The sequence below is a fragment of the Phenylobacterium deserti genome (assembly GCF_003254705.1).
In the GTDB taxonomy this organism is placed as follows: domain Bacteria; phylum Pseudomonadota; class Alphaproteobacteria; order Caulobacterales; family Caulobacteraceae; genus Phenylobacterium; species Phenylobacterium deserti.
Map to the genome: position 1 here is coordinate 1,695,376 of NZ_QFYR01000001.1, position 13,993 is coordinate 1,709,368.

Sequence of the window (13,993 nt, forward strand, 5' to 3'; positions counted from 1 at the left end):
CGGTTCAGTCCTGGCCCGGTAGAAACGGCAGCATGAAACGCCTTCTCGTCATAGCCGCCCTGCTGACGGCCGCCGCCCCGCCGGCGACCGTCTTCGCGCAGGACTATGGCCGCCCGTCCGCGGGCGCCGGGCGCCAAGCGTCGCTGTCGCGCGTTCTGGCCATGATCGGTCAGCGCACGCCTGGCCGCCATTTGAACACAACCACGGGCGAAGCCGGCGGCAGAGCCGCTTACTTCGTCCAATGGCAGCTGCCCGACGGCCGTGTCGTGGTCTTCGTCGTGGACGCCGAGAGCGGCCAGATCATCGGCCGCCAGGGCGGCTGACCTACAGCCTGAAGAGGGACGCTTCCCCCGTGCGTATCCTGCTTGTCGAAGATGATCCGGATCTGTCCCGCCAGCTGAAGCTGGCGCTGGCCGACGCCGGCTATGCCGTCGATCACGCGCCCGACGGCGAGGAAGCCCAGTACCTGGGCGAAACCGAACCCTATGACGCCATCATTCTCGACCTTGGCCTGCCCAAGGTGGACGGCGTCTCGGTGCTGGAGCGCTGGCGCCGCGAAAGCATGGCCACGCCCGTGCTGATCCTAACCGCGCGGGGCGCCTGGAGCGAAAAGGTCGCCGGCTTCGACGCCGGCGCCGACGACTACCTGACCAAGCCCTTCCACACCGAAGAGCTGCTCGCCCGGCTGCGCGCCCTGCTGCGCCGGTCGGCGGGTCACGCCGCGCCCAGCCTCGCCTGCGGCGGACTGCGTCTCGACCCCCGCGCCGCCCGCGCCAGCGTCAACGGCGAGCCCTTGCGGCTCACTTCGCTGGAGTACCGCCTGCTGCACTACCTGATGATGCACCAGGGACGGGTGATCAGCCGCACCGAGCTGGTCGAGCACCTCTACGACCAGGACTTCGACCGCGACTCCAACACCATCGAGGTGTTCATCGGGCGCGTGCGCAAGAAGATTGGCTCGGACCGGATCGAGACGGTGCGCGGCCTCGGCTACCGCCTGACCTGCCCGGACGAGGAAATCGGCGGCCAGGCGGCGCGCTGACCTGCCCGTGAAGCTGGACGCTCTGCGCCATCCTTCCCTTGCCCGCCGGCTGGTGCTGCTCGCGGTCGGATGGAGCTTTGCGGCCCTTGTCGTGTCGGCGGTGGTGCTGGCCCTGCTCTTCCAGCAGGCCGCTATCCGCCGGGTCGACCAGACCCTCAGCGAGTCCATCGACAACCTGCTCAGCGGCACCACGGTGGTCGAGGGGCAGGTCTTCGCCCCGCCGCTCACCGACGAGCGGGCGAGCCGCGCTTTCTCCGGCCGGTATTGGCAGCTGGCGCGCCTCACCCCGGACGGGCGGCTGCAGCCGGTGGCCCGCTCCTATTCCCTGTTCGACACGGTGCTGAACACCCCGCCGGACCTCGCCCGGCGGCTCAAGGCCGATCCCAGCCGGCCGGTGGCCTTCGACGTCCGCGGCCCCGTCCGCGACGAGCCCCTGCGCGGCCGGGCCCGCTATGCGGAGATGCAGGGCATCCCGATCGTCTTCCTGGCGGCGGAGGATCGCACCGCCATCGACCGCGACGTGCGCGGCTTCATCGTGGCCACGGCGGCGGCCTTCATGCTGCTGGGCGGCGGGCTGATCGCCGCCATCGTCATTCAGGTGCGCGTGGGCCTGCGCCCGCTGTTCGACCTGCGGCGGGAGGTTTCGGACGTGCGCCGCGGCAAGGCCGAGCGGCTGGCCCGCAACTATCCCAGCGAAGTCGCGCCCCTGGCCGACGAGCTCAACGCCCTGGTGGCTCACAACCAGGAGGTCGTCGAGCGGCAGCGCACCCACGTCGGCAATCTCGCCCATGCCCTTAAGACGCCGATCTCGGTGATGCTGACCGAGGCGGGGCAAAGGCCAGGTCCCCTGGCCGAGGTGGTCTCGCGTCAGGCCGAGGTCATGCGCCAGCAGGTGGATCACCACCTGCGCCGGGCCCGCGCCGCGGCGCGCACCCAGGGGCAAGGCGAGCGGACCAGCGTGGACGAGGTGCTGGACGAACTGGCCCGCACGCTCGAGCGCATCTTCCTGGACAAGGGCGTGGAGATCGACTGGGACGCGCCCGACGACCTGATCTTCCTAGGCGAGCGCCAGGACCTGCTGGAGATCGCCGGCAACGGCATGGAAAACGCCGCCAAGTGGTGCACGGGCCGTGTTCGGGTGCGGGCGGAAGCGGTCAGTCCGGAGCGCCTGCGCCTGGTCGTGGACGACGACGGGCCGGGCCTGCCGCCGGATCGCCGCGAGGAAGTCGTCCGTCGGGGCGCGCGTCTCGACGAGAATGCGCCGGGCTCCGGCCTCGGGCTGTCCATCGTCGACGAGCTGGCCCGCGCCTATGGCGGCGCCCTGAAGCTCGACGACTCGCCGTTGGGCGGACTGCGGCTAGAAATCGATCTTCCGCGCGCCGAAGCCTGAGCGCTCCAAGAACCCAGGTCTCTGTTTAGCTTCGGAAAACCTTAACCCGGCGAGGCGCAAGGTCGTCCATTGCGGGCGATGGTTCCGCGTGTGGAGCGCCTATGCCGGCTTTGTCCGAGCGCAAATTGCAGATCGTCCGGACGCTCATGGAGTCCGCGCCCGATCAGGTGATCGGCGGTCTCCATGCGGCTTTGGCCGACACCGGCGGCGACACCCCGCTCGCCAGCGTGCGACGGCTGGTCGAAGGCGAGGCGCGCGAGCGCCGGCTGCGCAACATCATCCTCGAGCCGATCGCCCCCATGTGCGTGGGGGACGGCCGCGATCCGCACCATCTGGTTTTTCCCGCCCGCGCCCTGGGCGCCGTTTGGCGGGGCCTCAAGACAGTCGCCGCTTCGCAAATCGCCGAGGCCGAGCTCGCCCTTTACGACTATCGGCCGGGCGAGGTGGTGCCGCCGGTGTTCGACCGTCTGGGCCGTCTGGCCGCCCGTGGCGTGCGCGAGCGTTCCAACCCGGGCTTCACCGCCGCGGCGGAAGCCTGTGAGGCCGCATGGGCTGGCGGCGCCGACGCCTTTGTGGCCTGCCTCGATCTTTGCGCCGTGGTGCGCCGCTCGATCTACCGCCTGCAGGAATGGACGGGCCAGCCGACCGAGGAAGTCAGCATCACCGCCCGTCTCGCCTACAAGGACGCGGTGGCGATCTCCGAAGACGCCGGGCCGCGCTTCTTCGAGATGCTGGGCGCGCAGCTTCCGCACCGCTGGATGATCCTGCGGGTCATCTCCGCGGTCATGGACCGGCCCACCGAGCGCTATCTCGCCGCGACCGAGCTGGCTGTCTTTGGCGAGCGCGTCTTGCGCGACATCGAAGAGGCCCTGCGCACGATCGCCAAGTTCGACCTGGACGGCGGCGTCGAGCTGGCCAGCGAGGCGGCCCGGCTGGTCGAGCTGATCACCTTCGAAGCCACCGAGCTTGAGACCTGCATCGACCTCACCCACGAGAGCGGCTGGGGCAAGGAACTGGTCAAGCATCGCCGCTCCCTGGCCTCGGTTGTGGAGTCGCGTCTTCGGGAAACCGAGAAGTATTTCAACCTCGCCCTGCCCACCGGCGCGGCCAAGCTCAAGCGTATCCGCCGCAGCATTCCCCGCCTCGCGGTGGCGCCGGACCAGCGCAACGTGGGCCGGCTGATGAGCCTGCTGATGTTCCTGCGAGACATCCGCTCCAGCGCGAACTACGGCGGCTTCGCTTCGGCGCGCGCCCGCACACTGGAAAAGCTCGGCGAGGAGCTCGACTCCTATGTCGAGGAGGTGCTCGATTTCCTCAAGAACGGCGACGCCGAGAACGAGGACAACGCTTGCGCCTTCATGGCCATCGCCGCCGATGTCAGTCGCCTGCTTCGCGACGACGCCGCCGCGGATCTTGTGCGCCGTCGCACCGCTTCGGCCATCAAGCAAAAGGGCCAGGCCGCGGCCGTCGCGATCTGATAGCTCCGGCACCGTGAGCCGGAACGACCGCACCGACCTGTTCGCCGCCGCCGTCGCGGCCCAGCGCGCCTTCGACTTCGAAGGGGCGGCAGGGCTCTTCGAACAGCTGCTGGACGCCCGCCCGTTCGAGGCCGCCCACAACCTCGCCGTCATCCGCGTCCAGCAGGGGCGCACGGCCCAGGCCGAAGCCCTGTTCCGGCGCGCTCTCGCTCAAAAGCCGGACGCCCCTTGGACGCGGCTGGCGCTCGGCTCGCTGTATCTGCAGCAGGGGCGCTACGCGGAAGGATGGCCCCTCTATGAGGCCCGTCGCCAGGTTCCCGGCGAGGCGCGGGAGCCGCCGCACATCCTTCCCGATCTGCGAGCGCCCGAATGGCGCGGAGAGCCGATCGCCGGCAAGCGGCTGCTGGTGCTGCCCGAGCAGGGCTTCGGGGACGTCATCATGTTCTCGCGCTTCTTGGCGCAGCTTCGGTCCGCGGGCGCCGAACCGGTGCTGGCCGGCCTCCACAAGCCGCTGCAGCCTCTGTTCCCGGACGCCGTGGTGCTCCGGCGCTCGCAGCCCCCGCCTGAGGTGGACTTCTGGACCGTGCTGGGCTCGCTGCCCTTCCGGCTCAACGCGACGCTTGAGACGGTGCCGCCGCCGGGTGCGCTCGGCCCGTCCCGCCGCGGCGGCGGCGGTGTGGGCGTGATGGCCCGCGGCAACCCGAAGTTCGCCTACGACTTCACCCGCTCCCTGCCGGCGGCGGCTGCGGAACGCCTGCTGGCGCTCGGCGCGGACCTCCATCCAGACAGCACCGGCGCCGCCGACTTCCGCCAGACCGCCGAGATCATCGCCGGCCTCGATCTGGTGATCACCGTGGACACCGCCGTCGCCCATCTCGCCGGCTCCATGGGCACGCCGGTCTGGATCCTGCTGCCCGCCGTCAATCGCGACTGGCGGTGGCTCGAGGCGCGCGAGGACAGTCCCTGGTACCCCAGCGCCCGGCTGTTCCGGCAAGCCGGCCTCGGCGCCTGGGACGCGCTGGTTGACCGCGTGGTTCGCGAAGCCTCGCGGGTTATTCGCGCCCCTTAGGCATCCATGGGGCGGGGCCGCACGTATTGGGGAGCGTCGGGCGGTTAATCTAGATCAAGAAAGCGACACCCATGTCCATTCTCGACCGCATGTTCGGCGGCGGCCACGACAAGCAGGGCGACAGCTCCAGTCCAATCGGCCACGCCGACAACGACATGCGGACCGTCCTCGAGACCTTCCTCGAGATGAACCCCCAGCCCACCGAGATGCTCACCGCCGAGGCCGCCCGCCAGCAGCCGACCCCCGCCGACGCCGCCCAGCGCATCCTGCGCGAGCGCCACCTCGACAAGGCCGCCGACCTCCAGGTCCTCACCCAGGACATCAAGATCCCCGGCGCCGCCGGCGACCTCGAGGCCCGCATCTACAAGATGCACGAAAGCGACAAGCTCCACCCGGTGGTGCTGTATATTCACGGCGGCGGCTGGGTCATCGCCGACCTGAACGTCTACGACTCCAGCCCGCGTGCCATATCGAAGTTCGGCGACATCATCGTGGTGTCTGTACATTATCGACAAGCGCCGGAGCACAAGTTCCCCGCCGCTCACGACGACGTCTACGCCGCCTACAAGTGGATCCGTGAGAACGCCCAGAGCTTCGGCGGCGACCCGCAGCGGGTGGCGGTGGTCGGCGAAAGCGCCGGCGGCAACCTGGCCCTCAACGTCGCCATCCGGGCCCGGGACGAAGGCGCGCCCGCGCCGGCCCACGTCGTGGCGGTCTACCCTATTGCCGCCGGCTCGACCGACAGCCCTTCCTATCGCGAGTGGGCCGAAGCCAAGCCGCTCAACAAGGCCATGATGCAGTGGTTCTTCGAGCACTACCTGAACGGCCCGCAGGAACTCTCTGACCCGCGGATCGACCTGGTAAACGCCGACCTCCGCGGCCTGCCAGGCGTCACCGTCATCAACGCCGAAATCGACCCGCTCTGTTCAGAGGGCGAACTGCTGGCCGAGCGGCTGGAAGCCCAGGGCGTGGACGTGCGCCACAAGACCTTCCACGGCGTCACCCACGAGTTCTTCGGCATGGGCTTGGTGGTCAAGGACGCCGCCGCGGCCGAGACCTTCGCGGTGCACGAGCTGAAGCGAGCCTTCGGGACCGCCATCCTGCCGATCTGATGAAGCCGAGCCGCGCCTTGCCTTCCCGCGGAGGCGAGGCGCGGCTGCTCAGAAGCCTGCGCTCAAGGCGACGAAGGTGCGCCAATCCTTGTCGCCCGCCAGGTAAGGCGTGCGGGTAAGCGGCCGCGCCGCCTCCAGGCGCAGGGTCGCCTTGTTTGCGAAGCTCAGGCGTGTCCCGACGCCGGCTGAGGCGAGAGCAGCGCTCTCGAAGCCCGGCGAAGCGTCCTTGCGCCAGACCTTGGCGGCGTCGGCGAAGGCGTACAGCTGGAAGAAGTTGAGGGCCGCGCCGGGCGGGTCGAAGCCGAAGCGCAGTTCGGCCAAGGTGGCGAGGCCCTTCTCGCCTGAGATCTCGGCATAGTTATAGGCGCGGCCGTAGGGAGAGCCTCCGGCTGTGAACTCTTCGGACGCGAGCAGCGGATCGTCGGTCCACTGACCATCGGCCTGCACGTACACCCCGGTGCGGCGTCCGAGGTCCCGGTAATGTGAGCCGTGCAGGTTCAGCTTCCAGAACTGGGCGTCGGCGTCCCAGCGCGAGCGGTTCGCACCAGGCCGGTCGCTGGCCCCCAGCGCGTCCAATCCGGTTGAAACCTGCGCAAAGCCGGTGGTGGTCCGTCCATCAGCCGAGCGGGTCGCGAACACCGAGCCGCGCAGGACGCGCAGATCGTCCTGATACCCGCCATACTGCGCCCAATCCTGCTTCACGCGCGTCCCGTCCAGGCCAAAAGCCGCCCAGACGGCATGCCGGCGACCGCGCGATAGGGGGTGCGACAGGCGCACGCTCGCGGCGCGATGCTCGTTGCCGAACACCGCTCCGATATCGTTCGCCGAATCTCGAGCTTGAGCGGCGGAGCCGCGGATCGTCAGGCTGCCGCCCGTGGCCAGAGGGTAGGCGTAGGAGAGCTCGGCCTGACTGAACTCCCGGGGATCTTCCGGCACGATCAGCGCGGAAACCGCCAACTGATCACCGGCGACGAACGCTGAGTTGGCGGCCAGCCGTCCGTAGGCCTGCCAAGGCCCCGCGGAGGGAGCGCCGCGATTGTCGATGTAAAGGCTGCCGGTCCACAGTTGGCGGTCGGCTTGGACGACCAGCCGATGCTGCGCCGGATCGTCCAGCACGGGTTCGAGCTGGGTGCGAAGCTTGAAGCCCGGCCGATCGGTGGCGAGGGTCAGGCGGCGATCGAGATCGGCCAGACGCAGGGGGCGGGCGTCCGTCACCCCGTCCAGCAAGGTCGATACGGCTGGGGCTGTGCGGCCGGTCACCTGCAACTCGCTGATCCGGCCTTCGTAGACAACCAGGCGAACCATGCCTTCCGGCCCGGTCTGCGGCGGCACCACGGCGCGGGCCAGGAAGTAGCCGTCCGAGCGGTATTTGTCCGTGATCGCTTGGGCGATGCGCACGAGGTCGTCCATGGACACCTCTCGCGTCAGGTCGTCAGCGTAAAGCGGCGCAAGGTCCTTCAACGGATAGGCGGAAACGCCGTCAATGGTCACGCCCATCAGGACGAAGCAGGGCTCCGCACGCGTCGCGGCACAGCCGGAATCCGGAGCGCCGCTGTCAGCCGCCGCCGGCGCGCCGATGGTGATGGCGAGCGCCGCCATCACCGTCCCCGCCTGCCTGAAGCTCCTGCTCACTCGCGCCACGTGCAACCTTGGTAAATAGATCAGTAAGCATAGATCCTGCCATGACGAGGTAAAGTTCGAGCTAACCAAAATAAAAAAACAAGTGTTAGCGGGCTATTAGCCGTGACGTGTCATGTCGGGTGAGTATTTGCGAAATTCGCCGCCAAATCCTTGATTGGATCCGCCCATGTCTAACATCCGCTACACCCTTTCTGCGGCGTTCACGTCGGTGATCATCTTCAGCGCCACGGCGACCCTAGCGGCGGAGTGGAAGCTGGTGGAAGTCAGCGGAACCGTCCGGGTGACTGCGCCTGGCCGCGCGCCGGCTCCCGCGGTCGCCAACCAGACGGTGCCGGTGGGCGCCGACATCACCACCGCCGCTGGCGGGCGGGCCGCCCTCTTCAACGGGGCGCAACGGATCGTTGTGGGCGCGAACAGTCGGATGACGGTCGCGCCGCCGGAGACCCCCGGCATGGTTCGCATCGTGCAGGACCTGGGCTCCATCATGTTCCAGGTCGACAAGCAGCCGTCCAAGCACTTCCGCGTGGACACGCCGTTGTTGGCGGCCATCGTGAAGGGCACCACCTTCAGCGTGAACGTCGGGCCGTTGTCCGATGCCGTGCATGTGGCCGAGGGTCTGGTGGAGGTGCGGCCGAACGGCGGCGGCGGCGCCGCGGACATTGCGGCGGGCGCTACCGGCGTCGTTACGCGTGAAGCGCCTGGCGCGGTGACCAAGACTACGCCCTCCGTCCAGGCGGCGCCGGAAGCGGCCAGCAACGTCACGCCTCTGAACTATGCGGCTGTCTCCGACGGTCTCGTGCAGGCGGCGCCGACGTCTGCATCTGCGGCGGCTGCGTCCGCTGTGCGTACGGAGACCGGCGCGACGCCCACAACCAGCGCCGACGCGTCCACCCGTGCAGGCGATGTCACCTCGCCCGGCGCGTCCATCACTGACACCCCGGCAGCCCGACTTGCCCAGCTGCAGTCCGCACCAACGCTCCAGGCGGCTGGGGAGGTGGCGGCTTCCGGGCCGGGGCCCGGCAACGCGAACCCTGGAAACGGCGCCCAGCCGCCCATCACCTCGCCCGCAGCGACCACCGGGCAGGCGCCGGGCGACCAGATCGCTCCGGCTCCGGTGGGCAGCGGCGCAAGCGGGAACAATCTGGGTGGCGCACCTGCTCCGGCTGCCGATCCGCGTCCTGTGACGGTTCCGCCAACTGAAGCCAACGCGTCCGCCGGGGGCGTGGTCACGCTGCCCGCCCAAGCAGGTAACAACAATGGTGTCGGCCTAGGGGTCGGCGGCACGCCGCCGGGCCAGGGCGGCCGGCCTCAGGGCTCCGGAAACGATGCGCCAGCCGGTCAGGTCGGCTCCGGCCCAGCCGGCCCTGTGGGGTCGGGCAATGGCGTCGGCCCGGGCGCCGCTCCGCCCACCGCCGCTCCGGGAAATGGCCAAGGACCCTCGGCGAAACCGGAGAACGGCGCCGGGCCAGGCAATAGCGGCGTGGGTGTCGGGGGCGGCGGCGCGCCGCCCGGGCATGCGGCTGAAGGCCCCGGTCGCGGCGGTCCGTCGGCCGGAGATCCCCTCGGCGGCCAAGGTCCGGCTACGAACCCGGGCGCCGGCAACGGCAACGGCATCGGCGTCGGCCATGGGAACGGCGTGGGCGTCGGCGGCACGCCGCCTGGTCATGCAGGCGAAGCCAACGGCGGCGGCGCTCCGCCAGCTGGAGATCCCCCCGCCGGCGGAGGTCCGGCTGCGAACCCAGGCGCCGGAAACGGCAACGGCCACGGGAATGGCGTGGGCGTCGGCGGCACGCCGCCGGGGCACGCGAACCAGGGCTCCGGCGGCGGCGCTCCGCCGGCTGGAGATTCCCCCATTGGCCAAGGTCCGGCTGCGCCCCCAGGGAACGGCAACGGGAACGGCAATGGCGTGGGTGCCGGCGGCACGCCGCCGGGGCATGGCGGCAACGGCAACGGCAACGCTAGCGCCGGTCCTGAGCCGGTCGGACCTGGGGCCGGTGATGGACCGGACGTGCCCGGCAAGGGCAAGGGCGGCGGCAAGAACGGGTGATGTCGCCGAAACGCTCGGCCGTGCGCCAGACTCCGCTCTGGCTCGCGCGGTGGCTGGAGACGGCGCAACGCCTCGCTGGGCTGCTCGCCATCCTGGCGATCGTCGGCGGTGCGATGTTCTCCGGCGCGCTGCGGCCGCTCGATGACGCCTTCGCTGGGCTGCGCTTCCGGCTGCTCGGGCGAGCCGTCAGCCAGGCGATCACCGTTGTCGAGATCGACACCACCAGCCTGAGGGCTGCGGGTCGCTGGCCTTGGCCCCGCGATCGCTACGCCGTTGCGATACGCAACCTGCAAGCGGCCGGTGCAAACCTAGTCGCCTTCGATGTGGATTTCAGCGCCCCTTCGTCGGACCCGGCGGACCTTGGCCTGCAGCAGGCGATCGGGGCGCAGCCGGGAACGGTGGTGCTGTCCACCTTCGTCCAGCAGCGATCCCGATATGGCCGCGACACCACCGAAAGCGCGCCGCTGAGCAGTCTTGCGGCTGAGGCGCTTCTGGCCACCGTGAACGTGCCCGTCGATCCTGATGGCAAGGTTCGCCGCTATGCCTACGGCTTCGCCTCTTCGGATGGCGTCCGGCCGTCGATGGGCGCGACGCTCGCCGGATCGACGCCTGGACGGCAAGGCGCCTTCACGCTCGACTACGGCATCCGGATCGAAGCCGTGAGCCGGCTGAGCTTCGATGACGTCTACCAAGGACGTTTCGATCCCGCGTTGGTGCGTGGTCGCACGATCCTCATCGGGGCAACCGCTCTGGAGCTTGGCGATGAGTTCGCGACCCCCCGTTTCGGCACCCTCCCCGGTGTGCTGGTCCATGCGCTGGCGTCCGAAAGTCTCAGAAGCGGCCGCGACCTCCAGCGTCTTCACCCGCTCGCCATCCTGTTGATCGCGGGCATCGTGGTCGTCCTCCTGCGGCCGAGACGCACAGCCTTCTCCCTGGCACGGCTTCTGGGCGCCCATTTGGCCGTGGCCAGCCTGGCGATCGGGCTTCCGCTGGTCCTGCAGGCGGTGGCGCCGGTTGTCATCGATGTGACGCCGATCCTGCTGGGTCAGGTTTTGGTGCTCATCATGGCCGTACGCGTCGAGCTGAGAGGCCGCGCTCGGGCTGTGGTTGAAGCGCGCGAGGCTCACCTGCTGGAACTGGCTCAGCACATGCGCCGCAGCCGGAACAAGATCCGTCGCGCCAACAAGAAGCTGCGCGTCGCCAACGCGGCCCTGGACAAGGCCCTACAGGCCAGAACCGAGTTCCTGGCCTCCACCAGCCATGAGATCCGCACTCCGCTGAACGGCATCCTCGGCATGACGCAGGTCATCCTCGCGGACCGCCGGCTTGATCCGGCCGTGCGCGAGAAGGTCGACGTGGTGCACAGCGCGGGCGAGTCCATGCTGGCGCTCGTCGACGACATCCTGGACGTGGCCAAGATCGAGAGCGGCAACCTCGTCGTGGCGCCTGTCGAGATGGATCTCCACAAGCTCCTGGAAGACGCCGGGCGCCTGTGGTCCGCCAAGGCCGACGAGAAGGGCGTCCGGTTGCTCGTCGAGAGGGGCGACACGCCCGCTTGGATCCGCCACGACGTCATGCGTCTGCGGCAGGTCGTGTCCAACCTGCTGTCGAACGCCATCAAGTTCACGGCGGCGGGCCAGATCGTCCTGCGCGCCGGGCTCGCCGGCGACGACGCGCTGGTCGTCGAAGTCGCTGACACCGGGATCGGCATCCCGCCGGACAAGCTCGTCGAGATCTTCGAGCCGTTCCGTCAGGTGGACGGCAGCGTCACACGCAACTACGGCGGCACCGGCCTTGGGCTGGCGATCTCGCGTCGCCTGGCGCACGCGATGGGCGGCGAGCTTTCTGTTGAGAGCACCCTCGGAGCCGGCTCTGTCTTCCGCATTCGCTTGCCCTTGAACGCCGTTTCCGGACGGACCATCACCTCGGCGTCAGGCGGTGGAGTGCTGCTGGTCGACGCCAACCCTTTGACGCAGAGCGTGCTGAAGGCCGCCTTGGCTCCTCACTTCGGATCGCTCGAAGTCGCGGGAGACTTGGAGGAAGCGGCCGCGCTCCTGAGAACTCAAGCTTTCCAACTGCTCGTGGCAGACGGCGCCGTTGTATCGCAGGCAGGTTCGGTCGAGGGGCGCCTGGCCGAGTTGGTCGCACGAGCAGGGGGAGCGCGTCTTGTCGTGCTTTGGGCCGGCCCTTCTGAGATGCAGCCCAAGTTGCTGGCCGCTGGCGCTGACCATGTTGCGCAGAAACCGATACGCACCGTCGATCTGGTGGCCAGCTTGAAGGCGCTCTGCGAGCTCCGGCCCCCGACGCCAGCTCGGCCGGAACCTGTTAGCGCCCTGTAAGTCATCTGGCCGTAAGCTCGCGCAGAGGCGGAGGAATTTCGGATGCGCGTCCTGTTTGTCGACGACAACGCCATCAACCGCACGGTGGTGAAGGGGATGCTTGAGCCGAGCGGCGTCGAGGTCGCGGAGGCTGAGGACGCCCAGTCAGGCTTGGCCATGATCGAACTGGGCGACTACGCGCTGATCCTCATGGACCTGCGGATGCCGGGCATGGACGGTCTTTCGGCCATCCGACGCATTCGCGCGCGCGCCGATGCGAAGGCTAGGCTGCCTATCATCGTGGTCACAGCCGATGACGCGCCTGACATTCGTCAGCAGGCCCAAGCCGCCGGCGCGGACGATCTGCTGCAGAAGCCGGTGCAGATGGCGAAGCTATTCGAAACAATCGGCCGCGTCTTGGCGGCCCGCACAGACGAGGACGCCGTCCTGCTGGCCTGAGGCGGAAGCTCGGCCGCAATTCAGAAATTTACGCGTCTTTTGGGCTTGTTATCGGTAACAAGGTTGCGTCGCTTGTTGTGCCTTGCCAGGGTCTCAGTCCTCAGGGATCGGGGGCTCGGTATGTCCACGACAGTTCTTTACGGCCTGGACCAGCAAGGCGGCGTCCGGATGAGCGAGCGGCTCAGCGAAACGAGCCTCAATGCCCTGACCGCCCTCGCACAAGGTCGGCTGAGCCAGTTCCACAAGGTCGAGGTTTGGGTGCAGTCGATCTGCGTTGTGCGTCTACGCCGCGGCGCCTGAAGGGGTTCTCCTACCCACGCCTTAACGCGGGCTGGTCGGCGGCGGTCGGCCAGCGCAAGATGGCGCAGAGGTGGAGGAGACCTGGAATGCGGAAAAGGTGGATGAGCACGGCGGCGACGCTGTTGGCCTTGGTGCTGAGCTTGCCAGCCGCGGCGCAGCCCGCCGACGGGTACAAGCCGGCCGCTGCGGCCAAGGCGCGAACCGGACCTACGCTGCCGGTCGGAAAGTGCATCAACCTTTCCAACACACTTGAGACGCCGAAGGAAGGCGAGTGGGGCAGGCCGTTCCGCGACGACGACTTCCGCATCATGAAGGCGGCCGGGTTCTCCACCGTGCGCATCCCCGTGAAGTGGTCCGCCCAGGCGCAGGAGCGGGCGCCGTACACGATCAACCCCGCGGCGTTGCGGCGGGTGCATCGGGCCGTGGACCTAGCCAATGCGGCGGGTCTGAACGTCATCCTGAACGTCCACCACTACGACGAGCTGACATCGGATCCCGATACGCACGCCCAGCGGCTTGCGGGGCTTTGGCGGCAGATCGGCGAGAACTTCAAGGACGCTCCGCCGAACGTCTGGTTCGAGCTCCTGAACGAACCGCACTCGAAGTTGGACGACAGCAACCTGCCGGGTGTTTGGGGGGCGGCGTTGGCGGCGGTGCGCGCGAGCAATCCGACGCGCCCGGTGCTGGTCGGCGGACAAAACTGGAGCAATCTGGCGTCGCTCTCGACAATGAAGCTGCCGGACGATCCCTACGTCGTGCCGACCTTTCACTACTACGAGCCGTTCGACTTCACCCATCAGGGCGCGCACTGGACGTCGAACCCGCCGCCCTGGGGCAGAACCTACGGTTCAGAGGCCGACAAGGCGTTGCTGGCCCGCGACCTGCAGACTGTGAAGGCCTATATGGCGCGATCTGGCCGCGTGCCAATCCTGGGCGAATACGGCGCCATGGACGATCCGCGGGTGCCGGTGAAGGAACGGGCCGAGTACTACCACGCCGTGAGCTCAGCTTTCGCCTCTATAGGGGTGCCGAGCTGTGCTTGGGGCTATTACAGCGGCTTCCGCCTTAGAGACGACAAGGGATGGATCCCGGGCTTGCTGGAGGTGATTGCCAGTCCCAGGCCTTGAGCCGGGCTGG

General features: G+C 68.7%; 12 protein-coding genes. 11 read left to right on the forward strand and 1 reads right to left on the reverse strand.

Going from position 1 to position 13,993, the window contains the following annotated elements; genetic code table 11:
- Positions 1-32: 32 nt before the first annotated feature.
- The 6 genes from DJ018_RS08545 to DJ018_RS08565 all read left to right on the forward strand — a co-directional run bounded on the left by DJ018_RS08545 (position 33) and on the right by DJ018_RS08565 (position 6,091).
- On the forward strand, positions 33-323 hold the full coding sequence (locus DJ018_RS08545) for a PepSY domain-containing protein (protein WP_111514391.1): 291 nt from the start codon (positions 33-35) through the stop codon (positions 321-323).
- A gap of 29 nt (positions 324-352) precedes the next feature.
- Positions 353-1,042 carry a response regulator transcription factor gene (locus DJ018_RS08550; protein WP_111514392.1) on the forward strand — a complete coding sequence of 230 codons (690 nt, stop codon included), beginning with the start codon at positions 353-355 and terminating at the stop codon, positions 1,040-1,042.
- Between the two features lie 7 nt (positions 1,043-1,049).
- A complete protein-coding gene (locus tag DJ018_RS08555) occupies positions 1,050-2,432 on the forward strand; it encodes an ATP-binding protein (RefSeq protein ID WP_111514393.1) in 1,383 nt (460 codons plus the stop codon).
- Positions 2,433-2,533: 101 nt separating this feature from the next.
- Positions 2,534-3,910: a hypothetical protein gene (locus DJ018_RS19140; RefSeq protein WP_165842832.1), complete on the forward strand. Its 1,377-nt coding sequence runs from the start codon at positions 2,534-2,536 to the stop codon at positions 3,908-3,910.
- A 13-nt stretch (positions 3,911-3,923) separates the two neighbouring features.
- On the forward strand, positions 3,924-4,979 hold the full coding sequence (locus DJ018_RS08560; protein WP_165842833.1) for a tetratricopeptide repeat protein: 1,056 nt from the start codon (positions 3,924-3,926) through the stop codon (positions 4,977-4,979).
- Positions 4,980-5,050: 71 nt separating this feature from the next.
- Positions 5,051-6,091 carry an alpha/beta hydrolase gene (locus DJ018_RS08565; protein ID WP_111514395.1) on the forward strand — a complete coding sequence of 347 codons (1,041 nt, stop codon included), beginning with the start codon at positions 5,051-5,053 and terminating at the stop codon, positions 6,089-6,091.
- 48 nt (positions 6,092-6,139) lie between these two features.
- Here the strand turns inward: DJ018_RS08565 and DJ018_RS08570 are convergent, their stop codons facing one another.
- Positions 6,140-7,690: a ShlB/FhaC/HecB family hemolysin secretion/activation protein gene (locus DJ018_RS08570; protein WP_111514396.1), complete on the reverse strand. Its 1,551-nt coding sequence runs from the start codon at positions 7,688-7,690 to the stop codon at positions 6,140-6,142.
- Between the two features lie 208 nt (positions 7,691-7,898).
- Here DJ018_RS08570 and DJ018_RS08575 point away from each other — a divergent pair, with 208 nt between their 5' ends.
- The 5 genes from DJ018_RS08575 to DJ018_RS08595 all read left to right on the forward strand — a co-directional run bounded on the left by DJ018_RS08575 (position 7,899) and on the right by DJ018_RS08595 (position 13,983).
- Positions 7,899-9,779 (forward strand): FecR domain-containing protein, encoded by a 1,881-nt coding sequence (locus tag DJ018_RS08575; RefSeq protein WP_111514397.1) that lies wholly within the window; start codon positions 7,899-7,901, stop codon positions 9,777-9,779.
- Complete coding sequence (locus DJ018_RS08580) at positions 9,779-12,118, forward strand: CHASE2 domain-containing protein (protein ID WP_111514398.1); 2,340 nt, start codon at positions 9,779-9,781, stop codon at positions 12,116-12,118. Before DJ018_RS08575 ends, DJ018_RS08580 begins: the two co-directional genes overlap by 1 nt.
- A gap of 42 nt (positions 12,119-12,160) precedes the next feature.
- A complete protein-coding gene (locus DJ018_RS08585) occupies positions 12,161-12,556 on the forward strand; it encodes a response regulator (RefSeq protein ID WP_111514399.1) in 396 nt (131 codons plus the stop codon).
- Between the two features lie 120 nt (positions 12,557-12,676).
- A complete protein-coding gene (locus DJ018_RS08590; RefSeq protein ID WP_133254247.1) occupies positions 12,677-12,856 on the forward strand; it encodes a hypothetical protein in 180 nt (59 codons plus the stop codon).
- Positions 12,857-12,942: 86 nt separating this feature from the next.
- Positions 12,943-13,983: a glycoside hydrolase family 5 protein gene (locus tag DJ018_RS08595; protein WP_205853727.1), complete on the forward strand. Its 1,041-nt coding sequence runs from the start codon at positions 12,943-12,945 to the stop codon at positions 13,981-13,983.
- Positions 13,984-13,993 lie beyond the last annotated feature (10 nt).